This is a genomic window from Vibrio alginolyticus NBRC 15630 = ATCC 17749, from assembly GCF_000354175.2.
Lineage (GTDB): Bacteria > Pseudomonadota > Gammaproteobacteria > Enterobacterales > Vibrionaceae > Vibrio > Vibrio alginolyticus.
The window spans coordinates 589,732-610,717 of the sequence record NC_022349.1 but is presented as its reverse complement, the minus strand read 5'-3'; the positions used below and the strand labels follow the sequence as shown (position 1 = coordinate 610,717).

Sequence of the window (20,986 nt, the reverse complement as noted above, 5' to 3'; positions counted from 1 at the left end):
TCGGATACAGGGTTTCTTCAAACCTTTTTATATTTCAGCCATTTTCATGCAAACAGGTTTGGTTACGACCATTTTCTTTTGCACGATACAGCGCAGCATCGGCACTCTTTAACCATTGAGTGTGAGTTTCAAAATAAGGCTTATACTCGCAAACACCAATACTTATCGTGTAATTAATCAAAAAATCTTCCACTTTCACGATCTCTTGCTCAATTCTTTTGCGCAAACGCTCTGCGAAATAGCAAGCTTGCTCCTGGTTTGTGTGAGGAAGTAGTACGGTAAACTCTTCACCACCAAAACGACCGCAGATGTCACTGCTTCTTGCTGTTTTTCTCAACAAGGCAGAGGTTCGACGAATGACTTCGTCCCCTGTCGGGTGACCATAAGTATCATTCACCTTCTTAAAGTGGTCGATATCGAATATTACTAATGAGCATGGTCCGTCGATAACTTTTAAGTGAGCAAACTCATCTTTCAATGATTGCTCCCAATAAGCGCGATTAAATAAACCTGTTAAACCATCTTTGCGACTGATTTCCGACAAATGTTGATTTGTTTCTTTCAAATGAATGCGATTTCTCGCAGTTTCAGAAACATCATTGACTTGAATCGCTATGTGGCTGACCTCTCCTGAGAGCCCAATTAACGGCGTGATCACGATATCTTGATACATAAAATCACTGCTGTTTGAAACCGGAGAAAAATTGTTGAACTTAAAAAGATACGGTCGGTTTTCCCAGCTAGAAAAAGAACGAGTTTCCAGATCGGCGGCAGCTTTTATCTTGGTTTCTAGCCAAGTTCTTGGCAGCTCTTCAAAATGCTCAAATAAACATTCACCAAGAATTTCTTGTGATAGAATGCCACTGTATGACTGCATAAAACTGTTCCACACACACACTTTATACTCTTGATCCAAAACAATAAGCCCTGAATCCATCGTATCGAGAATTTGTGTGACCCAATGAAAGTCTGCTATGTCCAGCGTGATATCGGACATTAGATTAGCTCCATGATTTCATAGATTATTTCTACGGATGGCTTATCAATTAAAAACAGTACCTCGCACTCGAAATCGAGCGCTTCTGCCATGTAGGTGTATTCGATAGTAAAGAGCTCACCCAACTCGCCTTGCTCTTCACAATAAGGTGTTAAGGTATCCACAATGCCTGGCTGACGAAGTGAGAACTGCTTGTCGAGTTGATCGCCCAATGATGTGAGAAATGACGAAACCAGTAGGTTAGAGATATTCAAGATGATTTCATTATGAGGCGTAAACTCAAGGAGGTAACCTAATTTTTCCCCAATCTGATTGATATCCCTACCACGTAAGCACACCAGTGCCTCTCCGTGAATACCACCACCGACAAACCTCTGCGCTACCGCAACGGAACTGTCACGCCCAACCACATCAACCAGTGTCATATGAAGCTCGCCGTAGGACAACGGTCCAACATGAGGAACAGGAAGTTGGATGAACTCATGTAAATGGTCAGCCATAATCGCAGCCCCTTTACCAAGGGCAATGTTCGCAATTTCACGGAATTTGGCTAGTAAGGAAAGCTCTTCGCAACCCTGGTTTTTAGAATCAACCGAATGACTAGGTTTGAACGCATAATGCAGCCCTAATTGTTCGTATAGTGGGAGCACCTGCTCTTCTGTCAGAGGCTTAGCGATAAAAGCTTGAGCACCAAGATCGAGACAGCGCTGTTTTGCCTCTTGTTGAACATCTCCAGAAATAATGACGATTTTGGTCGGGTACTGACTAACAGGTAATGATTCGAGGACCTCAAAACCATCCATTATGGGCATCGTTAAATCGAGAAACAAAATATCGATATTTTGCTCAGCAAGAATATTAAGCGCCTCATAACCATCTTGCGCTTCAATAAGATGCAATGATGTATCTTGTACGATAGAACGCGCAATAAGCTTTCTTGCAACAGCTGAGTCATCACATATCAGTATTTTCATGCCACCAATGGAACTAACGTCAAAAAAATCATAATACCTGTTGTAAACGTTCATCTCCATATGCTAAGCCAACAAATCAGAGGCTTATAAGCGATTTGATTCACATTTATACAAATTGACTACACTAAGAGGAAGGTTTCTTTACTAAGTATGCTCAACATAGCGCCAACTCCCTGCTATTTATCCTAAACTATTGGTGGTCAAATAGATTCGCGAGGTTTTGTATGTGGCAAGCAATATCGCAACAGCTTTCTGATACTTTATTGTTCGATTACCAGATCACGGAAAAAGTAAGGCTGTCTGGTGGGGATATCAGTGAAAGCTACATGATCAATGATGGCGAGCAACGTTATTTTGTGAAAATTAACGATCGCGAGTTTTTGTCGAAATTTGAGGTAGAAGCTGAAAGCCTGCATCTTTTGCGTGAAACATCCACCCTATTTGTACCTGAGGTGGTATTGGTTGGTAAAACCAAAAATGCCTCATTCCTAATTCTTAACTACCTTCCAACGAAACCATTAGAAGATGGTCCCAACAGCTTTAAATTTGGGCAGCAATTAGCTCACCTACACCAGTGGGGCGAGCAAAAAGAGTTTGGTTTTGATACCGACAACTATCTCGGTTCGACTCTACAGCCCAACAAATGGCACAAGAAATGGTGTGTATTCTTTGCTGAGCAACGCATAGGATGGCAATTACAGCTCCTTAAAGAAAAAGGCGTCACCTTGGTTGATATCGATGACTTTATCGATGTCGTAAAACAGCGGCTAGCAAACCATGCTCCGGAACCTTCTTTGTTGCATGGCGATTTATGGAATGGAAATGCGGCACTCACTGCATTCGGTCCTATCTGTTACGATCCTGCGTGCTATTGGGGGGACAGGGAGTGTGATATTGCGATGACGGAGCTTTTTGGTGGATTTCAACCAGAATTTTATCAAGGCTACGAATCGGTTATGCCACTTTCTTCAAGCTATGAAGAGCGTAAAGATATCTATAACCTTTACCATGTTCTCAACCATTGTAATTTGTTTGGCGGCCATTACTTGGAACAGGCTCAACTGGTTATTAATAAAATCATTTCTTATTAATTTGGAAGCCACTGCATATTTCAAGATGTAAAATCTCGAGGCACATCACTACAGAAGATCACCCTAAGCTCAAGGTTGAGTTTGGGGTCAAGTTTTGTACTTATTTCGACTCAATTAGCAACAACTCGACCTAATATCAAAGGAGACTTAACTTTGGATTGTGCCTATTTTCCTTGTAGGCAAAGTAAGTAAAGGGCTGTACTTCCTTGATGAATAGTGTGTTTAAAAGCCCTGCGAGATTAGGAGTTGTTGTATGAAAAATTATACCGAAAGGTATGTAAAGTGCCCGCATTGCGGACACTCTATCGGCATTACATTGGATGCAAGTAATGGTGACCAAGAGTTTTATGATGATTGCCCAGCTTGTTGCCACGCTATCCACCTAAATATGCGAGTGGATGAGTTACAAGATAAGGTCGAACTATTTATCGATGACAATTACGAATAACAGCTCGAGCATGTGAACATCAGAAATATAAAAACGCTTAAATGAAAAAGGAGCACTAGGCTCCTTTTTCTCATTCTAAAGCTGTTTTGCTGCAAGAACGCGCTCAACAGTATCAACAATTGTTTGAGTGTGAGGATCAAACTCAATATTAACACGCTCCCCTACTTGTCTCACTCCGAAAAGCGTTCGCTGCAAGGTTTCTGGAATTAGGTGTACTGAAAAACGACACGCTTCAACTTCACCAATAGTTAGCGAGCAGCCATCTAAACCAATGTAACCTTTCGCTAATACATATTTCATTGATTCTTGCGGCAGTTGGAACCAAATCGTGCGGTTATTGGGCGTATCGATGATATCGACAATATCTGCCGTCAAACTAATATGACCAGACATGCTATGTCCGCCTATTTCGTCACCAAACTTAGCCGCGCGCTCAATGTTTACGCTATCCCCTTCCACCAGCCGACCTAAATTAGTAAGAGCCAATGTCGCTTGCATTAAATCAAAACTGGTAAGGTTGCCTTCGATCTTAGTCACAGTTAGACAACATCCGTTGTGTGCAACGGATGCACCAATTTCTAACCCTTTACAAAGTTCATCGCTTAACTCGACAACGTGCGTTTGAAAGCGTTCTTTTTTATCAATTTTAACGACCTTCGCCGTACCCTGAACTATTCCTGTAAACATTTCTTTTTACCTATTGATTTAATACCAACTGTAGTCGAAGACTAAGCCCTAAACACTGCGCTACAGGTCGGAAATAAAGACCTCAGGCGATAAAGCCATGGCTTAATGAACACTGGTTTGTTCTCATGCATGCTTCAACATTACCATGATTCGCTGCTGTTCTCAGTAAAAGCGTATCCTTAGCGTGGAGAGCGTCCAGTCAGTGTTATCGACTATTCACTACCTAGCTATGGAATATAAACATACAATTGTTTATCATTTGCGCGGAGTTTCTCCGAGGCATTTTTTCACCTTATCGTGACTAAAATCAACCATCAGATCCGTTCACCACATCTTTTGCCCTCGAGTACTCTCATTCTTTCAACTTATTGTTCCGCTCTGGAGTATTTTTCGTGCATCGCTATAAAGAAGAAGCATCAAGTCTTATCAAATTGGCGACCCCGGTATTGATCGCATCTGTCGCTCAAACTGGTATGGGGTTTGTTGATACCGTAATGGCTGGCGGCGTTAGCGCCACCGACATGGCTGCGGTTTCTGTCGCTTCAAGTATTTGGCTACCATCCATTTTGTTTGGGGTGGGTTTATTAATGGCATTGGTCCCTGTTGTCGCACAGTTAAATGGCTCTGGTCGTCGAGTGAAAATACCGTTTGAAATTCAGCAAGGCGTCGTTTTGGCATTGCTGATCAGTGTGCCGATAATTGCAGTCCTGCTTCAAACCCAGTTTATTCTCGGGCTGATGGATGTTGAAGCACTGATGGCTGAAAAAACGGTGGGATACATTCATGCCGTTATATTAGCAGTACCCGCTTTTTTACTTTTCCAAACGCTTAGAAGCTTTACGGATGGTATGTCATTGACGAAACCGGCAATGGTTATTGGCTTTATCGGTTTGCTGCTCAACATTCCTCTAAACTGGATTTTCGTGTACGGCAAGTTTGGTGCACCTGAATTAGGCGGTGTTGGCTGTGGTGTAGCAACCACGATTGTTTACTGGGTCATGTTTGCCATGCTATTGCTGTATGTGATGACATCAGAGCGATTGAAAAGCATCAACCTATTTGGAGAATGGCATCGCCCACAATGGAAAGCGCAAGTTCGTCTATTCAAGCTCGGCTTTCCTGTTGCAGCAGCGCTGTTTTTTGAAGTGACATTGTTTGCTGTTGTTGCACTGCTCGTTTCACCACTGGGTCCTATCATTGTGGCAGCGCATCAAGTCGCGATTAACTTCTCCTCGTTGGTATTTATGCTACCAATGAGTATTGGTGCAGCAGTAAGCATTCGTGTCGGCCATCGACTTGGTGAAGAAAACGTAGATGGCGCGCGCGTAGCGTCACGAGTCGGCATTATGGTTGGTCTAGCATTGTCCGTTCTCACAGCGATTTTAACCGTCTTGTCTCGTGAGTGGATCGCCGAGCTTTATACTAGCAACCCAGAGGTAATCACTCTAGCGATGCACCTGCTCGTGTTTGCCGCTGTTTATCAATGTACGGATGCGGTTCAAGTGATCGCAGCTGGTGCATTACGCGGCTATAAAGACATGCGAGCCATCTTCAACCGTACTTTTATTGCTTATTGGATTCTTGGGCTGCCAATTGGTTACGTCCTTGGCCGTACAGACTGGATTGTCGAGCCAATGGGAGCACAAGGCTTCTGGCTTGGTTTTATCATCGGCCTATCTTCTGCGGCCTTTATGTTAGGCGTCAGAATGCGTTGGATGCATCGCCAAGAGCCAGAAGTGCAATTGAACTTTTCAGTTCAATAAAAAGTAAAAAAAGCCAGCATCCGCTGGCTTTTTTGATCGAATAATCACACGGTTGAGTATACTTATAACAAGATTACAAAGCGGTTGATTTTGCTCTCTAGACAACGGATACGAAGTTAGAAAAAAGGATATTTGTGCGGTCTATTTTATTGTTCTTAATCTTGATTCTTAATGGTTGTGATAACTGGTTCAATCCAGAGAACGCCATGTTTGATAAGTATCATCAACGTGTAGCCAATGTATTGGACGTTCCTGCTATTCCAATAGAATTACAGTCTACGGTAACGATTCCTGCGAAACGCGTTTTGTTCGAGCCATTGCCAAGGCTATCTATTGGCCTGCTAGAGAGCTATCAATTACGACAGTGCGGACTCTTCAATTTACTTGCTGAGAAAAACTCGCAACTTGGAAAGGTGCAGGATGCCTTTCATGATTTTGATTATCAAACTGCCCTTTTAAGAGTCATGCATCGATGTTTATCCGAATTTCCACTTAGCGATGAAGAACGCGCGACATTGACAGAGCTTTACTCAACCAAGTGGCAACATTTAGACATTCATCTCGACAACTTACTACTCGTAAGTGACGCCATGCAAAAGCAACTAACTGCCTCTGATTGGCTATCTCAAAATACGACGAATGATATTGCACGCATTAACGATGTCTATCGTATTTTCAGCGAAATGTATGATTTACCCCACCGCGCGGTCTCACGTCTACCCGACGTGGAAGTTACGCAATATCAAGAAGAGTTAGAGAAATCTCGTTTACTCGGACGACTTTACTATTCAATGGTAAACACATCCCTTTGGTTAAAAGCGACAACTCAGCTACTTGAGCAGAACCAGAGCAATGTATTGTGCGGGCCGAACAGAGACACCACCCAGTTCCGCTACTTAAGAAATGTCTTTCAATCCATTTACGTTGAAGAAGTGCAACCTTATTTGGCTTATTTAGACAGTACCTATCAACAACTTAATGATGGTGCCACTTTGGTGGAGAACCGTATGCAACTCCATGGTCACCAGTACGGCATCATTGAGGCACATAGGACATTTAGGCAAGAAACCCTAAACCACGTTCAGTTTTGGCAGGGTCTCTTCAAACGATGTGGCGTAACCGTTGGCAACTAGTAAGTGCAGAGCGTTCTATTCCTTCAACCTTTCACGCAAGAATCGAGCAAAACGTGGTTTACCAGTATGTGTAAAACCGTTATATCTAAATGTAATGGTTGAACCAATTTTCGGAGGCTGGCGACGCACTTCATCGGTAAATCCGCTACCGATGTAAAACTCAATGCCATTTGGTAAGCGAACTAACATTGCTCCCATCATACCTAATAAGCGCCCTGTTCCTGGCTTATAACCCACAACTAACGCTTCATCATCTGCGTATCGTTTTAGTTTAAGCAAATCACTACCGCGTCCAGCCTGATAGCGGCTTGATACCTTCCGCAACATCACCCCTTCACCGTCGGATATTGAAATTTTATCCAACTGTGTAAACAGATGAGCTTCATTTTGAATCGCTCGGTGCTCGACATATTTGATATGAGGCTGGTCGACTTCAAGCACTAAGTCTTTGATGTTGTAATAACGCTTCCGATAATCACCAGCAGAATATGGCATATCAAAGATCATAAAGTCGATGTGTCGCCAAGCAGACTCTACAGGAGTTTTATCTAATACCGTTTGCTGAACAAGATGGAAGTTACCTCTCCCAGCCCAAAGTTCACCGTCCAACGGATAATCAGGCAAAGGTCCTGTAAACCAGTCTGGGGCGTAGATTCGATTACCATTTCTCGTCACGAGATGTTGCCCAGTCCAATAAGCGCGAACACCATCAAGTTTTTCGCTATACCAATATTCAGACACATCAATGCCATCCTGATAGCTTTGTGCAAGAGAAACTGGTGGTGCGAGAGACATATCCGCTTGAGGCTGTGAAGACGCTGCCATAACAGCCAGCGCAATTAATGTCATTTTTAATGGCATAAGAAGACCTTGTACAAAAAATCGCCTTTATTGAAACGTAAGTCCTCTCGATGACCTATTTATTACTAGTTATTCTTCGACTCATAACAATCAACATTAGTAATAATTTGCAAAGATAATCATAAACTTTAGACAGGTTTTGCATTTAGTCGTTACACATTATTCTCGTATGGCGGATGGTTCGTCAATCGAGTTGGAATCTAATCATGACGTGCCTCCCCCGGTCTAACGACTTCTTTCGGCTCAAAACCTCTTATAAGCAAACCATTTCTCTGTGCGTTTTTGATTCTCAATTTGAGAATCAGTCCTTTCTCAAATTGAACAATATAATTAACAATATTTAACTGTTTGATTTTTCATTAATTTCAAATTGGCACGTTACCTGCTCTATATCCAATTAGAAAAACAAACGGAGACAGAGTCATGGAATTACGCAAACTAGAAATCAATCAAGACAAGTTAGCCATTGAGTTTTTTGGTGACTTAGACGCAAGCGGCTGTCGACAAGCACAACATCACATTGATGAAGTAATTCACAACAATCATCACAAAGAAGTCGAAATTAACCTACAGCACGTCCAATTTCTTGATTCTTCAGGGATTGGTGCCATTGTTTACTTATATAAGCGTCTAGTTGAACGTGAAAGAAGCATGAGTATTGAAAACGTATCAGGCCAACCTTTAGAAATCATGAGCTTGCTTCGTATCAACCATGCCATTCCCGTTAACTCAAAAGGACACTAAAAATACCGGTTTAAACGGAGGTTGGCATGGTAAATCTTTTACGACGATATGCAGTAAGCGGTCTTGTTGTCGGCATGTTTGGTTGTTCGTCGTTTGACTACCCAGAACACGGGAAAGGTGGCTTGGCGGAAAGCTATCAAGATATCTCGATCGAGAATTATCAGTTTTCCCCAGTGATGCCTGACGAGCCTTTAGGTCCAGAACATGGGTTAAGGTTTGATTGGCAACTGACCAAGTTACATCTAGACGCACTAATCCAAGAGGGCGCGCGCTGGTGTTTTCCTGCGGCAGTTGTTCAGGCCCTTGAAAAACAAAATAGAATTGCGCGCGAGTTAGAAGGTGGGCTTTTACTCGACGCTGCCAACGACCTTGTGATTCAGCGTCGACGCTTAAACCAGCTCGAACAACAACTCGACTACGTACTGAGCCAAACCACTTGCACACCGCCCGATGATATTGAAGCACTACGTAGCGACCTAAACATAGTCTCGGATATCTATGCACTACTTAATATCGACAACCAGTTTGCTGTCGATTCAGCAGAAATCAACCCGAAGTACATGGGACATTTGGCAGAAGCAGCCTACATTTTACGTGACCACCCCAACCTATCTCTTGTAGTAACGGGGCATGCGGATGCAACTGGAACACCCGATTACAACCAGAAACTTGCTCAAGCGCGTGCGGAACAAGTAAAGCGTTACCTAACCGTATTTGGTATCACTTCAGAGAGAGTCACTACCAAATCTGTCGGAGATAACCTGCCACTCTATGAAGGTGAAACATCTGCCGTGCGTTTAACTAATCGTCGAGTAAGCATCGAGGTTATTAGCCCTAATTCAGATAGCGATACCTCAATAAACCGCAACTCAACGGCAGGAGGCGCGCTATGAACACGATGAAACCATTTATCCTCTTAATGTTGTTGTGTCTGGTTGCGTGGGTACCTTCTTCCATAGCGGATGAGAGCAATACTGTTAAGGTCGGTGATTTAATACAGATTAACTTACCCGGAGAGGCGTCGTTAAACCAAGGGTTTCAGGTCGATCGTCGTGGACGAATTAATTTACCAGAAGTCGGCCCTGTATTAGTGGCCGGCTACAATGAACAACAACTCCAAGACGTGATTATCGACAGGCTAAAGACCGTTTATCGTGACGTTAACAACGCTCGAGTTTTTATTAAACAGCAACAGTTGTTAGTGTCCGTTCAAGGCTACGTGGTCAAACCCGGTGAATATACCTTACCTTCTGGGTCCAACATTCAAATGTTTGTGTACGAAGCTGGCGGCCTGCGCGCAGGGGCTCAGCTTGATAAAATGATCGTGAAACGTGGAAATAAAAACATTGAATTTGACTACAAACGCTTCCTTGATACGGGTGACAATAGCCAGCTGCCAAAACTAGAATCACTGGATGTCTTATTTGTCCCCGCTTCCCCACTCGTAGGGAATATTGAGCAAGAGTTTGATGCAGCAAAACTCGCGAATTCAGGTGACAGCGCAGATTCCGCTCGTGCAATCAAAGTCTTTGGTGAAGTCAACGCACCTGGCTCGTTCTCATACAAGCCAAACACCACGCTAGTTGATGTCGTAATGCGAGCTGGCGGCGTGACACGATATGCCAGTGTTGAGCAAATTCGCGTGATAACAAACAATAACCCAACCATGTTTAACCTGAAAAAGTACCTTGATACTGGAGACCAAAGCCTACTGCCGGAGATCCTGCCAGGTGCCACCATCTTTGTCCCAAAACAGGAAGAAGAAATCAAAGCAGGTGCAAATGTGGTTTACGTGATGGGTGAAGTCGCCCATCCTGGGGCATACGAAGGCAAGCAAGGCGCTAGCTTCATGGATATCCTCGCCAACGCTGGCGGGCCCACTCGCTACGCAGAATCTCGCCAAATTCGCGTTATAAAAGCCGATGGCAAAGTCATCAAATTCGATCTTACCGCGCATACAGAAGGACTATCTTCAGCCAGACCACCAAATGTTGGACCAGGAGACGCGATTTTCGTACCGGAGAAAACCGATTTCAATGAGAAGTCTTGGTTAAAAGTAGCACCTAGTCGAGCGGTCGCAGTGATGGGAGAAGTTGTTCGCCCTGGACGCATCGAGTGGTCAGACGAAATGGATTTGATTGATCTGCTTGCACACGTTGGAGGCCCAACTCGACGAGCTGATACCACCAAAATTGAAGTCGCCAATAACGGTCAAATGACACAATTTGACTTAGACCAATACATTCTGGATGGCTCACCAACATCAAGCCTACCTCAAGTTTCCGCTGGTACAGTAGTAAGGGTACATGCATTGCCTGACGACCCATCCGATAATAAATCGCAATGGGTAAGCCAAAGCTCTGACGCATCGATATACGTTTTCGGGCAAATCAATGCACCTGGGCGCTATCGTTTCACCGAAGATATGCATTTTCTGGATATTTTGTCTGCCGCCGATGGACCGACAATGGATGCAGATATTCACAACATCCGTGTCACACACCGAGGCCTAGGTTATGCCAAAGTGAGTAAATTGAATTTATCGATGTACTTTGAAACAGGCGATGAGTCAATTCTGCCCCACGTTCGTCCTGGTGATACCATTTACATTCCAGAAAAAAACAAAAACTGGTTAGATCGTTCAAAAGAGTCCACGGTACGCGTATTAGGTGAAGTAAGAGACCCAGGGCGGTACGTATTCAATGACAACATGACTGTGCTTGATCTGTTAGCGGAAGCAGGAGGACCAACTGACAATGCCTACCTTGAAAAGATCAGTGTGGTCAATATGTCTTGCTGCCAAGGCCAAGCCCGAACATTTGATTTGGTTAACTTTAGTAAAACAGCCAACATTTATGAGCTGCCAGTTATTCGCGCAGGCGACACGATTTACATTCCCCATAAAGACGAAAGCTTTGTTGAAAAAGCGAGGGCCGGATTAAGAGATATTTTACAAATCACCACAACCATCGTGTTAATAGGAGCGTTGTAATGACTATTCCTGCAACTCACGCTGAGATTGAGCAAATTTATCTTCAGAGCGAACAGAAAGGCCACAAAACGATTTGTGTTGTGGGTTGTAAATCTGAAGATGGTGTCACTTCCGTGGCGTCATCTCTTGCAGAGCGCTTGGTTTTAGCAGGCCACAATACTTTGTATGTAGACCTTAACTTATTCAAACCCGCTTATCACACTGTTCACGAATTTGATGATGACGAGAAGGTTGGCCATTTGATCACACGAGAGAATACACATCAAACTTTAGTCGGCCTCCCTGCTCCATCTCTCGCCAGCACTCAGTTAGCGTACCGAGACCCAACAATGCTGAAACGAAACATTGCACAATGGTTAACGCAGTACGAGCGCGTCGTGATAGATACATCACCACTTCTCAGTGTCAACCGAAGCAATATTGCGCCTCAAGTGATTGCTGGCGTATGTGATGCTACTTTGTTAGTAGCGCATTATGGTTCTACGACTGCAACCCAGCTCGAGCAAGCCAAAAAGCTACTCGATGCTAGCGATGCGAACTTGATTGGTTCTGTCTTGAACATGAAGCATACACCAAGCCTGAAAGATGAGTTAATCCGCCAAGTTTCCAAGCTGCGTTTCTTACCAAAAAAGTGGAAAGAAAAACTGTCTCAGCAAATTAAAAAAAGCGAACTGTTTATGTTATAGGGAGCGCTATTATGACGATAAATAACACATTGACTATCGAGCAAGAATTAGTGGATGAGAATATTCTTCAGCAAATGATCAAAGATACGTGCGCCGAAATCATCCCTACCTTGATTGATCACTATGTCGAAGAGTCACGCGATCGCATGGAGAAAATAGAGCAAGCATTAAGCACAAAAGACCTTCAAACATTAGAGTTCGAGGTTCACACACTGGGCAGTTCTGCTCTCGCTCTAGGCAATCGAACGCTTTCAAGACAAGCAAGAATGATTGAGAAGTACTGTGTCGAAGGAAAAATACCAAAAGCATTGGAGCTTTGTGAAACACTTCCTCAACTCGCCAATGAATCGTTTGATGCGTTAGAAAAGCGAAAAGCTCAAGGGTTTGAGTAGCATCAGTGTCTTACTCCCTAGCGAAGCATCGCGTTTGATAAAGCGCGATGCCGACATCATCTCAGAAATTTAGGCTCCAAATTCAGTCACCCTCGCCAAGCCACACACCTTGAAGTTATTTGGGCATAACTTAATCAATTAAAAAGTATGGATTTTTCGCAAATTTCCTACCTTGTGCTAATACTTAAATAACGCTTTCTCAAATTGAGAATTTTCAGCACTAGAAAGCAATAAACCACTCATAACGCCAAATAGTAGTGCTGACAAAAATCATAAAAAATGAAACAAACTACGTTGGGATGGGACTATGAGACCAAGGGTGTTACTGGTAGAGGACTCTACTTCACTAGCCATACTTTATAAGCAGTATGTGAAAGACGAACCTTATGACATTTTTCATGTCGAGACAGGTCGCGAAGCGATTCAATTTATTGAAAGAAGCAAACCTCAGCTCATCATTCTCGATTTGAAACTGCCCGACATGTCTGGCGAAGACGTGCTGGATTGGATCAACCAGAATGACATTCCTACGTCCGTTATTATTGCTACGGCACACGGCAGCGTCGACTTAGCCGTTAATCTAATTCAAAAAGGTGCGGAAGATTTCTTAGAAAAGCCCATAAACGCTGATCGCCTAAAAACGTCAGTTGCATTGCACCTTAAACGCGCCAAATTGGAAGATTTGGTGGAAAATATTCAGTCCAAGTTTGATCGCCACAACTATCACGGATTCATCGGTTCAAGCCTCCCGATGCAGGCGGTATACAAGACCATTGATGCTGTTGCGCCAACTTCTGCCAGTGTGTTTATTGTGGGAGAAAGCGGCACAGGTAAAGAAGTTTGTGCTGAAGCCGTCCACCGCCAGAGCGACCGTAAAGACAAGCCTTTTATTGCAATTAACTGTGGGGCTATTCCACGAGATTTGATGGAAAGTGAGATTTTTGGTCACGTTAAAGGGGCCTTTACTGGAGCAACAACAGATCGAAAAGGTGCGGCGACGCTGGCACATGGTGGTACGCTTTTTCTTGATGAGCTATGTGAAATGGAACTTGAGATGCAAAAGAAGTTGCTCCGCTTTCTACAAACGGGCACTTACACTCCTCTTGGTGGCACTCGAGAAATGAAAGTGGATGTGAGAATCATTTGTGCCACCAACCGAGATCCATTAACAGAAGTAGAAGAAGGTCGTTTTCGTGAAGACTTATACTACCGTGTGCACGTTATACCTATCGATATGCCCCCATTACGTGAACGAGGAAGTGACATCGTCACGCTTGCCAAGCACTTCTTGACCACTTACGCCAAACAGGACAAAAAGAAATTCTCAACAATCGACAGCGAAGCTCAACATATCATCAAGCATTACGAATGGCCGGGTAATGTAAGGCAACTACAAAACATCATACGTAACATTGTGGTGCTTAATAACGACGAAAAAGTCACGGTGAGCCACCTACCCGCTCAACTTACTAAAAAGTCTAAAGTGACGAAAACAACGACGCCTGCGCATGTTGCTCAAGAGTCAGCAAACATTGCACCAATCACACCACCACCTGTTTATACTGAGGAACTTTCACCTTCTGCGGTCGAACCGTCGATTACCGCAGCGGAGCTGCCTGGTACACCGTCCTCTGCTGCTACCTCACCGTACTTTAACTCTGATGGAACCATTCGTCCTATGTGGCAAGTAGAGCGTGAAGCAATTCAAAACGCAATCGCGTACTGTGATGGCAACGTCCTCAACGCCGCTGTCATGCTGGAGTTAAGCCCATCTACGGTTTACCGAAAAAAACAAGCGTGGGAAGCGGATGAAATTAATCTCGAACAATCTTGATAAACCTGCCATTGGTGAAATTTGGATCTTGCTTGATAGCCGTCTATTCGGTGGCATTGAAAGTCACGTTATCGAGCTAGCTCGGGGATTAATCGCCTTTGGACACAAAGCTCGAGTTGTGCTAACCACTGAGTATTCACCAGCCGCTCAGATTGTACAGAAGGCAAAAGAAGCCGCGATCCCTGTGAGTTACTTAAACTATTTGTCTGGCGAGCCCAATAAAGCTTTAAAAATTAAACACCTAACAAGCGCCGTCGCCAATCACCAACCCTCAGTGGTTCACTCCCATGGTTATAAAGCGTCGATTTTGTCGCGCTGCGCCAAACTGCTCACCCGTACGTTTCCTCGTTTGATTTCAACTTATCATGCTGGTGAATCGTCCTCAGGGAAACTATGGCTATACGATTGGCTTGATAGAAGCTCAGGCAGCCTATCTGACCATTGCTTTGCTGTCAGTCCAAGTATTCAGCGCAAAGTTTTTTGTTCTTCAGAACTGCTGAATAACTTTGTTTCGATTCCCAACAGTCAACTCAACTATCAGGAGATCGCTTTTGTCGGCCGATTGAGTCAGGAAAAAGGCGCCGATCAATTTATTGAGGTAGCGAGGCTCTGTCCAACATTACAGTTTAGTGTGTACGGTGATGGCCCAGAAAAAGAGTCGCTTAATCAAACTGCCCCTTCAAACGTGACTTTCCTCGGCCATCAAACCGATATGGAAGGTGTTTGGGAAAATATCAGTGTACTTATCATCTCTTCTCGTTATGAGGGGCTTCCAATGGCGGCGCTTGAAGCCATGTCGAGAGGCATTGCCGTGATGAGCTTACGTGTAGGTCGTCTTCCAGATATTATCCAAACGGGTAAAAATGGTTTTATCGTCGAAGACATTCCCTCTCTTGCTAAATGTCTTCATGACTGGATGTCGATTGGTGAAGCGCAACAATCACTCATTCGCCAGAATGCTCGACAAACCATCATTGATGATTTCTCAGCGCAAAGTGTGATTCCCGTATTGCTACAAAAATATCAAATTGAAACGGATCACTAATCCATATTGGTTCTCAATATGAGAATGATGAGTTCCAAACATAAATATCATATAAGATTCAATCACATAAACTAATAGCATATTTTGGCATCTCTATTGCAGCTCAGCAGTTAACGCAGATTAATGATGAGACAGAGGTGACTTATGACTACGCCAAAACGCATTCTATATGTTCATTATGGTGATAATTGGATTCGCGGCAGTGAAGTGGTGCTTCTGGATCTCATTTCAGGAATCGACCGCAATAAGTTTGAGCCATTCGTATGGTCAAACTGCCAACCATTAATCGATAAGTGCCAATCGCTCGGAATTGAAGCGGAACATTCAGCCTTCAATTTGGTGGGTGGTTGGAGCGCTCCACGCTGGGATATTAGCGGGTGGAATAGCCTTATCAAACAAGGCTCAGCTTTGATCGAAAAGCACAGCATCGACTTGGTACACGTCAATAGCGGCGGCCCTTGTCAATGGATGTGTTTGGCTGCTCGCATGAATCATATACCACTTGTCACGCAACTTCATTGCCATTATACATTGCGCGATCGCTTCTCTCTCGGACTTCACCTCTCTCCAAAATTGATTTGCGTTAGCAAAGATGTTGGACGCGAAATTCTTCAGGACGGCTACCCACAAAACCAACTTCATGTCGTACACAACGGCGTGTCACTTCAAGGCGTGGATACACCCATCGACATTAAAGATAGCCTCGGAATCCCATCACAGGCCTTTACCTTTCTGTCGGTGGGTTCGCTGATTAAGCGCAAAGGGTTCGACCGCCTTATTCGCGCAATGCGCATGCACAACTACCACCACCACAACCCTCACCTTGTTATTGTTGGTGACGGCGAAGAAAGAGAAGCATTGCAACAGCTTGCCGCGGATCTTGGTATCCAAGAGCGAGTGCACTTTGTCGGGGAGCAACACAATGCCGGAGAGTGGATGTGTGGTAATGCAGACGCTTTTATTAGCGGCGCCTATGAAGAGGCCTTTGGTCTCGTGCTCGGGGAAGCGGCTTTAGCTCAACTGCCTATCGTGGCTCCTAAAACGGGAGGCATTCCTGAGTTGTTCGAGCATAATCACTCTGCATTGCTGTACCAGAACAGTGGAATGGCGAGCCTGTTAAACGCGATTCAACAAGTCATGCAAGACGCGGCATTAAGAAACAAGCTGGCGGAAAACGCTTACCTACATGCTAGCCAGAACTTAACGACGACTGCATCTATCAACGCTATTGAACGTATTTACGAAGGTGAACTTAATAACAACGCCATTACACCAATGCCAATGACTCACTGCATGAAGCCTCTTTCACGCTGGTTGAGCATCAATTGAGGAGCCCGGTCATGAAACGTGTATTGATGTTCGACGCCATCCCAATGCAAGGTGGATCCAAAATCGCGAATGCAGAGCTCCTTAAGCAGTGCGATAAGCTGAACGTGATTGGTTATCTACTCACTACAAATCCAGAGCATTGGGCGTCACTGCTTAGTGATACACCGCGTGTGCAAGTTATAAAAATAAAACCATCACCATTTAACTCGACTCATGGACTGACCTACTGGTTGATGAACGCTTACTACTTTCTCCAACTTCTCTACGCGTGCATGAAGCTGCCAAAAATAGATAGCTTTTTGGGCCTATCTTGCCCAAGTAATGATATGCCTTTGTACTTACTACGATTAATTAGCAAAAAGCCTGTGGTACAGATGGTTCATGGCCCTATTGGACGATCGAGATCTGCTGGCTACTGCTTAGTAAAAGCATCGGCAATTTACTACTTGGCAAACACCCGCGAATCAATGGTAGAAGCATTACAGGCCTACCTCAAAACAGAGAAGCCAGCCACCGAACGCTATTGGTGTGGTTTGAATACATCTACGTTTGTTAATGGATTATCGAAAGATCGCTGGCCAAAACAAGCGAATCCGATTTCAAGCCGCGTTTTCTGGGCAGCTAGCTTACTAAAATGGAAGAACATCGATCTTTTGCTTGATGCTTTAACACTTGATGAGTCGAAAAAGATCAAATCCACCGTGTGTTACATCAAACCTAACGTGGCAGGTGTGGAATATTCAACACCGGACTTCAACACACAAGGTGTTGAATGGCATGAGTGCCCAAACAACTTAGATGAATTGCGTTCACAGTGTGGTGTGTTTGTTTCCACCAGTCTCAACGAACCTTTTGGGTTATCTATTTTGGAAGCGCTCGCTGCAGGTATGTGTGTCGTCATTCCACACGATGATAGTTATTGGGACCGCGTGTTAACTCACGGCCGAAATTGTATTAAATACACGCCTAACAATGTGGCTTCGTTGCACAACGCAATTCGCCTTTTGAATGAATCGCCGTGGATGAAAGTAACGATGGGTATCGAAGCACTCAATGTTTCTCAACTATACACAGCCGAACGTTGTTATTTGCCAATCGCCCAGCACCTTGCTGCCGAAATTGCTACCAACAATGATTGCACACTCAAGACACCGCGAGACATCAAAGGATATGACCATGTCTAAAGCAATGACCAACATGACGCTATTTGCTATCGCCTTAGTGATCAATAAAAGCATCAGCCTAATCATGCTGCCTGTATTGCCCCACTTTCTCTCACCAGAACAAATGGGCAAGCTTGAGCTTCTAACAACCTTTGGTGTTGTTACGACCTTGTTTGTCAGTTTCGCTTTGCATGAAGCGCTTTATCGATTCGTCGGCGTTGAAAAGGATCAAAATACGCGCACAAGCCTACTAAACCAGCTGTACTCACTTGCTTTACTCATCGCTGGCGTCGTCGCTCTTAGCTTGCTCACTATCATTTTAATCGCCCCCATTCCCGCGCCTTTTACGCGAGTCGAATTTGCTATTGTTATGTTTGCCATCGTTCTAGAAGGCAGTATTGCAATCGGCACTGCCTGGTTAAGAACACAAGACGACAAAGCAAGAACACTGCTTAACGTCATGGTCACTACCACCATTTTTCAGGTCATTTTTATCGTCGCGGCGCTGTCTGTTCATCCCCATGTTATTTCTGTTTTGTGGGGGGGCTTGTTGGCTGCTATTACTCAATTTGTTTGGCTGCACATCGTTAACCGTTACAATGTCACCCTTCCTAAGCTGACATTGGCAAAACAATACCTAAACTACTGCCTACCAATGATGATGGCCGGTTTAGTAGCATTTTGTCTCAATGGCGCTGAACGCTGGTTCATTGGTGCCAACACTTCTCTTGCGACGTTAGGGATTTACGCGATAGCGGTAAAATTTGCAGTGGGCATGTGTATTTTAGTGCAGCCGTTTGGCATGTGGTGGATGCCACGTCGATTTAACTACTTAGAAGGGCGCAAGAGCACTGAAGCAGTGCGCATCACACACTTAGGTATGATTTACATTACAGGTTTGAGTGTAGTGGTCGGCACATTAGCAATGGTGATGATCACCTACTTACTGCCAGAAACCTATCATGAGGCGGTACTATTCAGCTTATTCTTGCTACCTATCGCCATGTTAAAAGAATGGAGTGAGTTGATTAACATCTCCATTTTGTACAAGCGTCGTACTCGCTGGCTACTGGGTATAAATGTCGTCTCTGCGTGCGTTGCGATTGCTTTGCTGTTTGGCTTATCTTCTCTGGGTATTTATGGTGTGTTCATTGCGCTTTATTACGCACAACTGTGTAAGCTGGGCCTGACTTATGTAGTAGGCCAACAATGTATGACGTTGCCTTTTCACCTAAGTCTGATGGTTTTATTACAGATTATATCCGGTGTGGCACTGTTCCTGCTTCACTCTTCACAATCAATAGGAATCGCCATCGCAATTTGCATTTTGACATGCAGTTTGCTGGCAGGGATAGCCACTCGCTACATGAGTAAAGAGACGCTCAATGCTCTCACTCGATACATAGTGAAACGGCGTGGACAGGTGAAGAGATACTCGTTATGAATGAAACCAAGGTGAGAACAAAACAGTCCATCGCAGCACTGACGATCACTGTCGGTATCGGCCTGCTTTGGGTTGTTATGCCTCATCCCATTTTGATTGTTGCGTTGTGTTTCGCACCACTCGCGTTACTGTTTGTTCTCAATCAAACGTTTTGGCTTGTCACACTGTTCGTTATTTTTTCATTCTTTCGTATTCACGAAGCCTTTCCTGTTATCTATAACTTCAAGATCCCATTACTGTTATCATTGGGGGCACTCGCCGCACTCGCTTTTCACCTTCTTATAAGCCGCCAGATTACAGCTTTTTGGCACCCTTCATTAAAGTGGCTGTGTATATTTTGGGGTCTGGTGATCATCGGAATCATATTCGCTTCCAGTCGTGATATCGCAATAACGGTGTTCAAAAACACCTATTGGAAAATCATCATTATGACGTTGGCCATCACCTGGCTTATTACTAAACCTTCACAGCTCGCACAGATGTCAAAAGCAATTATTTTCGCCGGATTATTGATTGGCTTAGTGGCATTACAAAACGCTGCGAATGGCATTGATTTGGTTGAAGGGACGCGCGTGTCGATAGGACGATCCATAGGTTCAGTACTTGGCGATCCTAACGATTTGGCACTAGTGCTGATGTTTCCCCTTGCCTTTACCGTTAGTCAATTGATGGAGAAGCATTCCCCCAAGCATCTCAGGCTCTTTGCCCTTATCACCTGTTTGGTTTTGTTCTTTGCGATCATTGAGACGCAGAGCCGCGGGGGGTTACTAGGTTCACTGTCTGTATTTGCCTACTTTGCTTTTAAACACATCAAAAGCAAAACATTAGTCTTGGTATTAGGCGCTATCGCAGCGATCGTACTCTACGCATTCGCTGGTATTTCAGGACGAGAATCGGGGGGAGCCGCTGAGGATGGTATAGATGCCTCTGCGATGGGGCGACTTTATGCGTGGGAAGCGGCATTTAAAATGGCGCTGCATCATCCGTTGACTGGCGTAGGTCTAGATAACTTTTACTTTAATTACTATTTCTACAGCCCACACTGGGATGGTATCAACCACGCGGTCCATAGTACTTGGTTTGGCGTGTTAGCAGAAACGGGTTTTGTCGGGCTCGCGGTGTTCATTACTTTAATTGTGTCATTGATCCGCACCTCTTTGCATTCCATCTCATTGTTGACACCAAAATCAGATTACACCCTCTCTGTAGGAGCAAACGCCGTGTTAAGTGGGCTTATCGGTACCATCGTATCAGGCACTTTTCTGACTCAAGGTTTCACCTGGCCAATTTACATTCTAGCGGCATTAACAGTTGTCGTTAGCCGAATTGTTCAAAGTGACTGTCAAAATGAGAAATACTAGTTTCAAACATAAACAAAACCCATAACTCACTGTTTTAAAATG

Annotated in this window: 19 protein-coding genes; 15 read left to right on the top strand and 4 right to left on the bottom strand. The window is 44.2% G+C overall.

From position 1 onward, the window contains the following. Window positions 1-34: 34 nt before the first annotated feature. Window positions 35-997, bottom strand: coding sequence for a GGDEF domain-containing protein (locus tag N646_RS02620; protein WP_005377621.1), 963 nt, complete (start codon window positions 995-997; stop codon window positions 35-37). Continuing rightward, complete coding sequence (locus tag N646_RS02615) at window positions 997-1,971, bottom strand: response regulator (RefSeq protein ID WP_021033872.1); 975 nt, start codon at window positions 1,969-1,971, stop codon at window positions 997-999. Before N646_RS02615 ends, N646_RS02620 begins: the two co-directional genes overlap by 1 nt. Window positions 1,972-2,195: 224 nt before the next feature. Between N646_RS02615 and N646_RS02610 the strand changes: the two genes are divergently transcribed. Both N646_RS02610 and N646_RS02605 read left to right on the top strand, forming a co-directional pair. Continuing rightward, the gene (locus N646_RS02610; protein WP_005377623.1) at window positions 2,196-3,062 is read left to right on the top strand and encodes a fructosamine kinase family protein; all 867 of its coding nucleotides are present in this window, start codon (window positions 2,196-2,198) and stop codon (window positions 3,060-3,062) included. A 253-nt stretch (window positions 3,063-3,315) separates the two neighbouring features. Next, a complete protein-coding gene (locus tag N646_RS02605) occupies window positions 3,316-3,510 on the top strand; it encodes a CPXCG motif-containing cysteine-rich protein (RefSeq protein ID WP_017634925.1) in 195 nt (64 codons plus the stop codon). A 75-nt stretch (window positions 3,511-3,585) separates the two neighbouring features. Here the strand turns inward: N646_RS02605 and N646_RS02600 are convergent, their stop codons facing one another. Further along, complete coding sequence (locus N646_RS02600) at window positions 3,586-4,197, bottom strand: riboflavin synthase (protein ID WP_017820666.1); 612 nt, start codon at window positions 4,195-4,197, stop codon at window positions 3,586-3,588. A 392-nt stretch (window positions 4,198-4,589) separates the two neighbouring features. On the opposite strand from N646_RS02600, the gene N646_RS02595 reads away from it, so the two are divergent. Next, window positions 4,590-5,960: an MATE family efflux transporter gene (locus N646_RS02595; RefSeq protein ID WP_005377626.1), complete on the top strand. Its 1,371-nt coding sequence runs from the start codon at window positions 4,590-4,592 to the stop codon at window positions 5,958-5,960. Between the two features lie 134 nt (window positions 5,961-6,094). Then, entirely contained in the window at window positions 6,095-7,093 is a 999-nt protein-coding gene (locus N646_RS02590) for a DUF3080 domain-containing protein (protein WP_017820665.1), read from the top strand. 15 nt (window positions 7,094-7,108) lie between these two features. Here the strand turns inward: N646_RS02590 and N646_RS02585 are convergent, their stop codons facing one another. Continuing rightward, a complete protein-coding gene (locus N646_RS02585) occupies window positions 7,109-7,954 on the bottom strand; it encodes a DNA ligase (RefSeq protein WP_017820664.1) in 846 nt (281 codons plus the stop codon). 423 nt (window positions 7,955-8,377) lie between these two features. Between N646_RS02585 and N646_RS02580 the strand changes: the two genes are divergently transcribed. The 11 genes from N646_RS02580 to N646_RS02530 all read left to right on the top strand — a co-directional run bounded on the left by N646_RS02580 (window position 8,378) and on the right by N646_RS02530 (window position 20,944). Then, on the top strand, window positions 8,378-8,698 hold the full coding sequence (locus N646_RS02580) for an STAS domain-containing protein (protein WP_017634929.1): 321 nt from the start codon (window positions 8,378-8,380) through the stop codon (window positions 8,696-8,698). Between the two features lie 26 nt (window positions 8,699-8,724). Continuing rightward, window positions 8,725-9,591: an OmpA family protein gene (locus N646_RS02575; protein WP_017820663.1), complete on the top strand. Its 867-nt coding sequence runs from the start codon at window positions 8,725-8,727 to the stop codon at window positions 9,589-9,591. Next, a complete protein-coding gene (locus N646_RS02570) occupies window positions 9,588-11,690 on the top strand; it encodes an SLBB domain-containing protein (RefSeq protein ID WP_017820662.1) in 2,103 nt (700 codons plus the stop codon). Before N646_RS02575 ends, N646_RS02570 begins: the two co-directional genes overlap by 4 nt. Beyond that, entirely contained in the window at window positions 11,690-12,376 is a 687-nt protein-coding gene (locus N646_RS02565; RefSeq protein ID WP_017820661.1) for an AAA family ATPase, read from the top strand. Before N646_RS02570 ends, N646_RS02565 begins: the two co-directional genes overlap by 1 nt. Window positions 12,377-12,387: 11 nt before the next feature. Further along, entirely contained in the window at window positions 12,388-12,768 is a 381-nt protein-coding gene (locus N646_RS02560; protein ID WP_017820660.1) for an Hpt domain-containing protein, read from the top strand. Between the two features lie 307 nt (window positions 12,769-13,075). Next, a complete protein-coding gene (locus N646_RS02555; RefSeq protein WP_031777249.1) occupies window positions 13,076-14,602 on the top strand; it encodes a sigma-54-dependent transcriptional regulator in 1,527 nt (508 codons plus the stop codon). Then, window positions 14,577-15,647 (top strand): glycosyltransferase family 4 protein, encoded by a 1,071-nt coding sequence (locus tag N646_RS02550; RefSeq protein WP_017820658.1) that lies wholly within the window; start codon window positions 14,577-14,579, stop codon window positions 15,645-15,647. The genes N646_RS02555 and N646_RS02550 overlap by 26 nt, the downstream gene beginning before the upstream one ends. Window positions 15,648-15,791: 144 nt before the next feature. Then, on the top strand, window positions 15,792-16,976 hold the full coding sequence (locus N646_RS02545) for a glycosyltransferase (protein ID WP_017820657.1): 1,185 nt from the start codon (window positions 15,792-15,794) through the stop codon (window positions 16,974-16,976). Window positions 16,977-16,987: 11 nt separating this feature from the next. Next, window positions 16,988-18,160, top strand: a complete 1,173-nt coding sequence (locus N646_RS02540; protein WP_005377641.1) for a glycosyltransferase — start codon at window positions 16,988-16,990, stop codon at window positions 18,158-18,160. Beyond that, entirely contained in the window at window positions 18,153-19,583 is a 1,431-nt protein-coding gene (locus tag N646_RS02535; RefSeq protein WP_017820656.1) for a lipopolysaccharide biosynthesis protein, read from the top strand. Before N646_RS02540 ends, N646_RS02535 begins: the two co-directional genes overlap by 8 nt. Further along, entirely contained in the window at window positions 19,580-20,944 is a 1,365-nt protein-coding gene (locus N646_RS02530; RefSeq protein WP_017820655.1) for an O-antigen ligase family protein, read from the top strand. The genes N646_RS02535 and N646_RS02530 overlap by 4 nt, the downstream gene beginning before the upstream one ends. Window positions 20,945-20,986: the final 42 nt, after the last annotated feature.

Bases quoted from the DNA above. Each gene is read 5' to 3' on its own strand.
- N646_RS02620 (WP_005377621.1), bottom strand. From the start codon at position 997: ATGTCCGATATCACGCTGGACATAGCAGACTTTCATTGGGTCACACAA.
- N646_RS02615 (WP_021033872.1), bottom strand. From the start codon at position 1,971: ATGAAAATACTGATATGTGATGACTCAGCTGTTGCAAGAAAGCTTATT.
- N646_RS02610 (WP_005377623.1), top strand. From the start codon at position 2,196: ATGTGGCAAGCAATATCGCAACAGCTTTCTGATACTTTATTGTTCGAT.
- N646_RS02605 (WP_017634925.1), top strand. From the start codon at position 3,316: ATGAAAAATTATACCGAAAGGTATGTAAAGTGCCCGCATTGCGGACAC.
- N646_RS02600 (WP_017820666.1), bottom strand. From the start codon at position 4,197: ATGTTTACAGGAATAGTTCAGGGTACGGCGAAGGTCGTTAAAATTGAT.
- N646_RS02585 (WP_017820664.1), bottom strand. From the start codon at position 7,954: ATGCCATTAAAAATGACATTAATTGCGCTGGCTGTTATGGCAGCGTCT.
- N646_RS02580 (WP_017634929.1), top strand. From the start codon at position 8,378: ATGGAATTACGCAAACTAGAAATCAATCAAGACAAGTTAGCCATTGAG.
- N646_RS02575 (WP_017820663.1), top strand. From the start codon at position 8,725: ATGGTAAATCTTTTACGACGATATGCAGTAAGCGGTCTTGTTGTCGGC.
- N646_RS02570 (WP_017820662.1), top strand. From the start codon at position 9,588: ATGAACACGATGAAACCATTTATCCTCTTAATGTTGTTGTGTCTGGTT.
- N646_RS02565 (WP_017820661.1), top strand. From the start codon at position 11,690: ATGACTATTCCTGCAACTCACGCTGAGATTGAGCAAATTTATCTTCAG.
- N646_RS02560 (WP_017820660.1), top strand. From the start codon at position 12,388: ATGACGATAAATAACACATTGACTATCGAGCAAGAATTAGTGGATGAG.
- N646_RS02555 (WP_031777249.1), top strand. From the start codon at position 13,076: ATGAGACCAAGGGTGTTACTGGTAGAGGACTCTACTTCACTAGCCATA.
- N646_RS02550 (WP_017820658.1), top strand. From the start codon at position 14,577: ATGAAATTAATCTCGAACAATCTTGATAAACCTGCCATTGGTGAAATT.
- N646_RS02545 (WP_017820657.1), top strand. From the start codon at position 15,792: ATGACTACGCCAAAACGCATTCTATATGTTCATTATGGTGATAATTGG.
- N646_RS02540 (WP_005377641.1), top strand. From the start codon at position 16,988: ATGAAACGTGTATTGATGTTCGACGCCATCCCAATGCAAGGTGGATCC.
- N646_RS02535 (WP_017820656.1), top strand. From the start codon at position 18,153: ATGTCTAAAGCAATGACCAACATGACGCTATTTGCTATCGCCTTAGTG.
- N646_RS02530 (WP_017820655.1), top strand. From the start codon at position 19,580: ATGAATGAAACCAAGGTGAGAACAAAACAGTCCATCGCAGCACTGACG.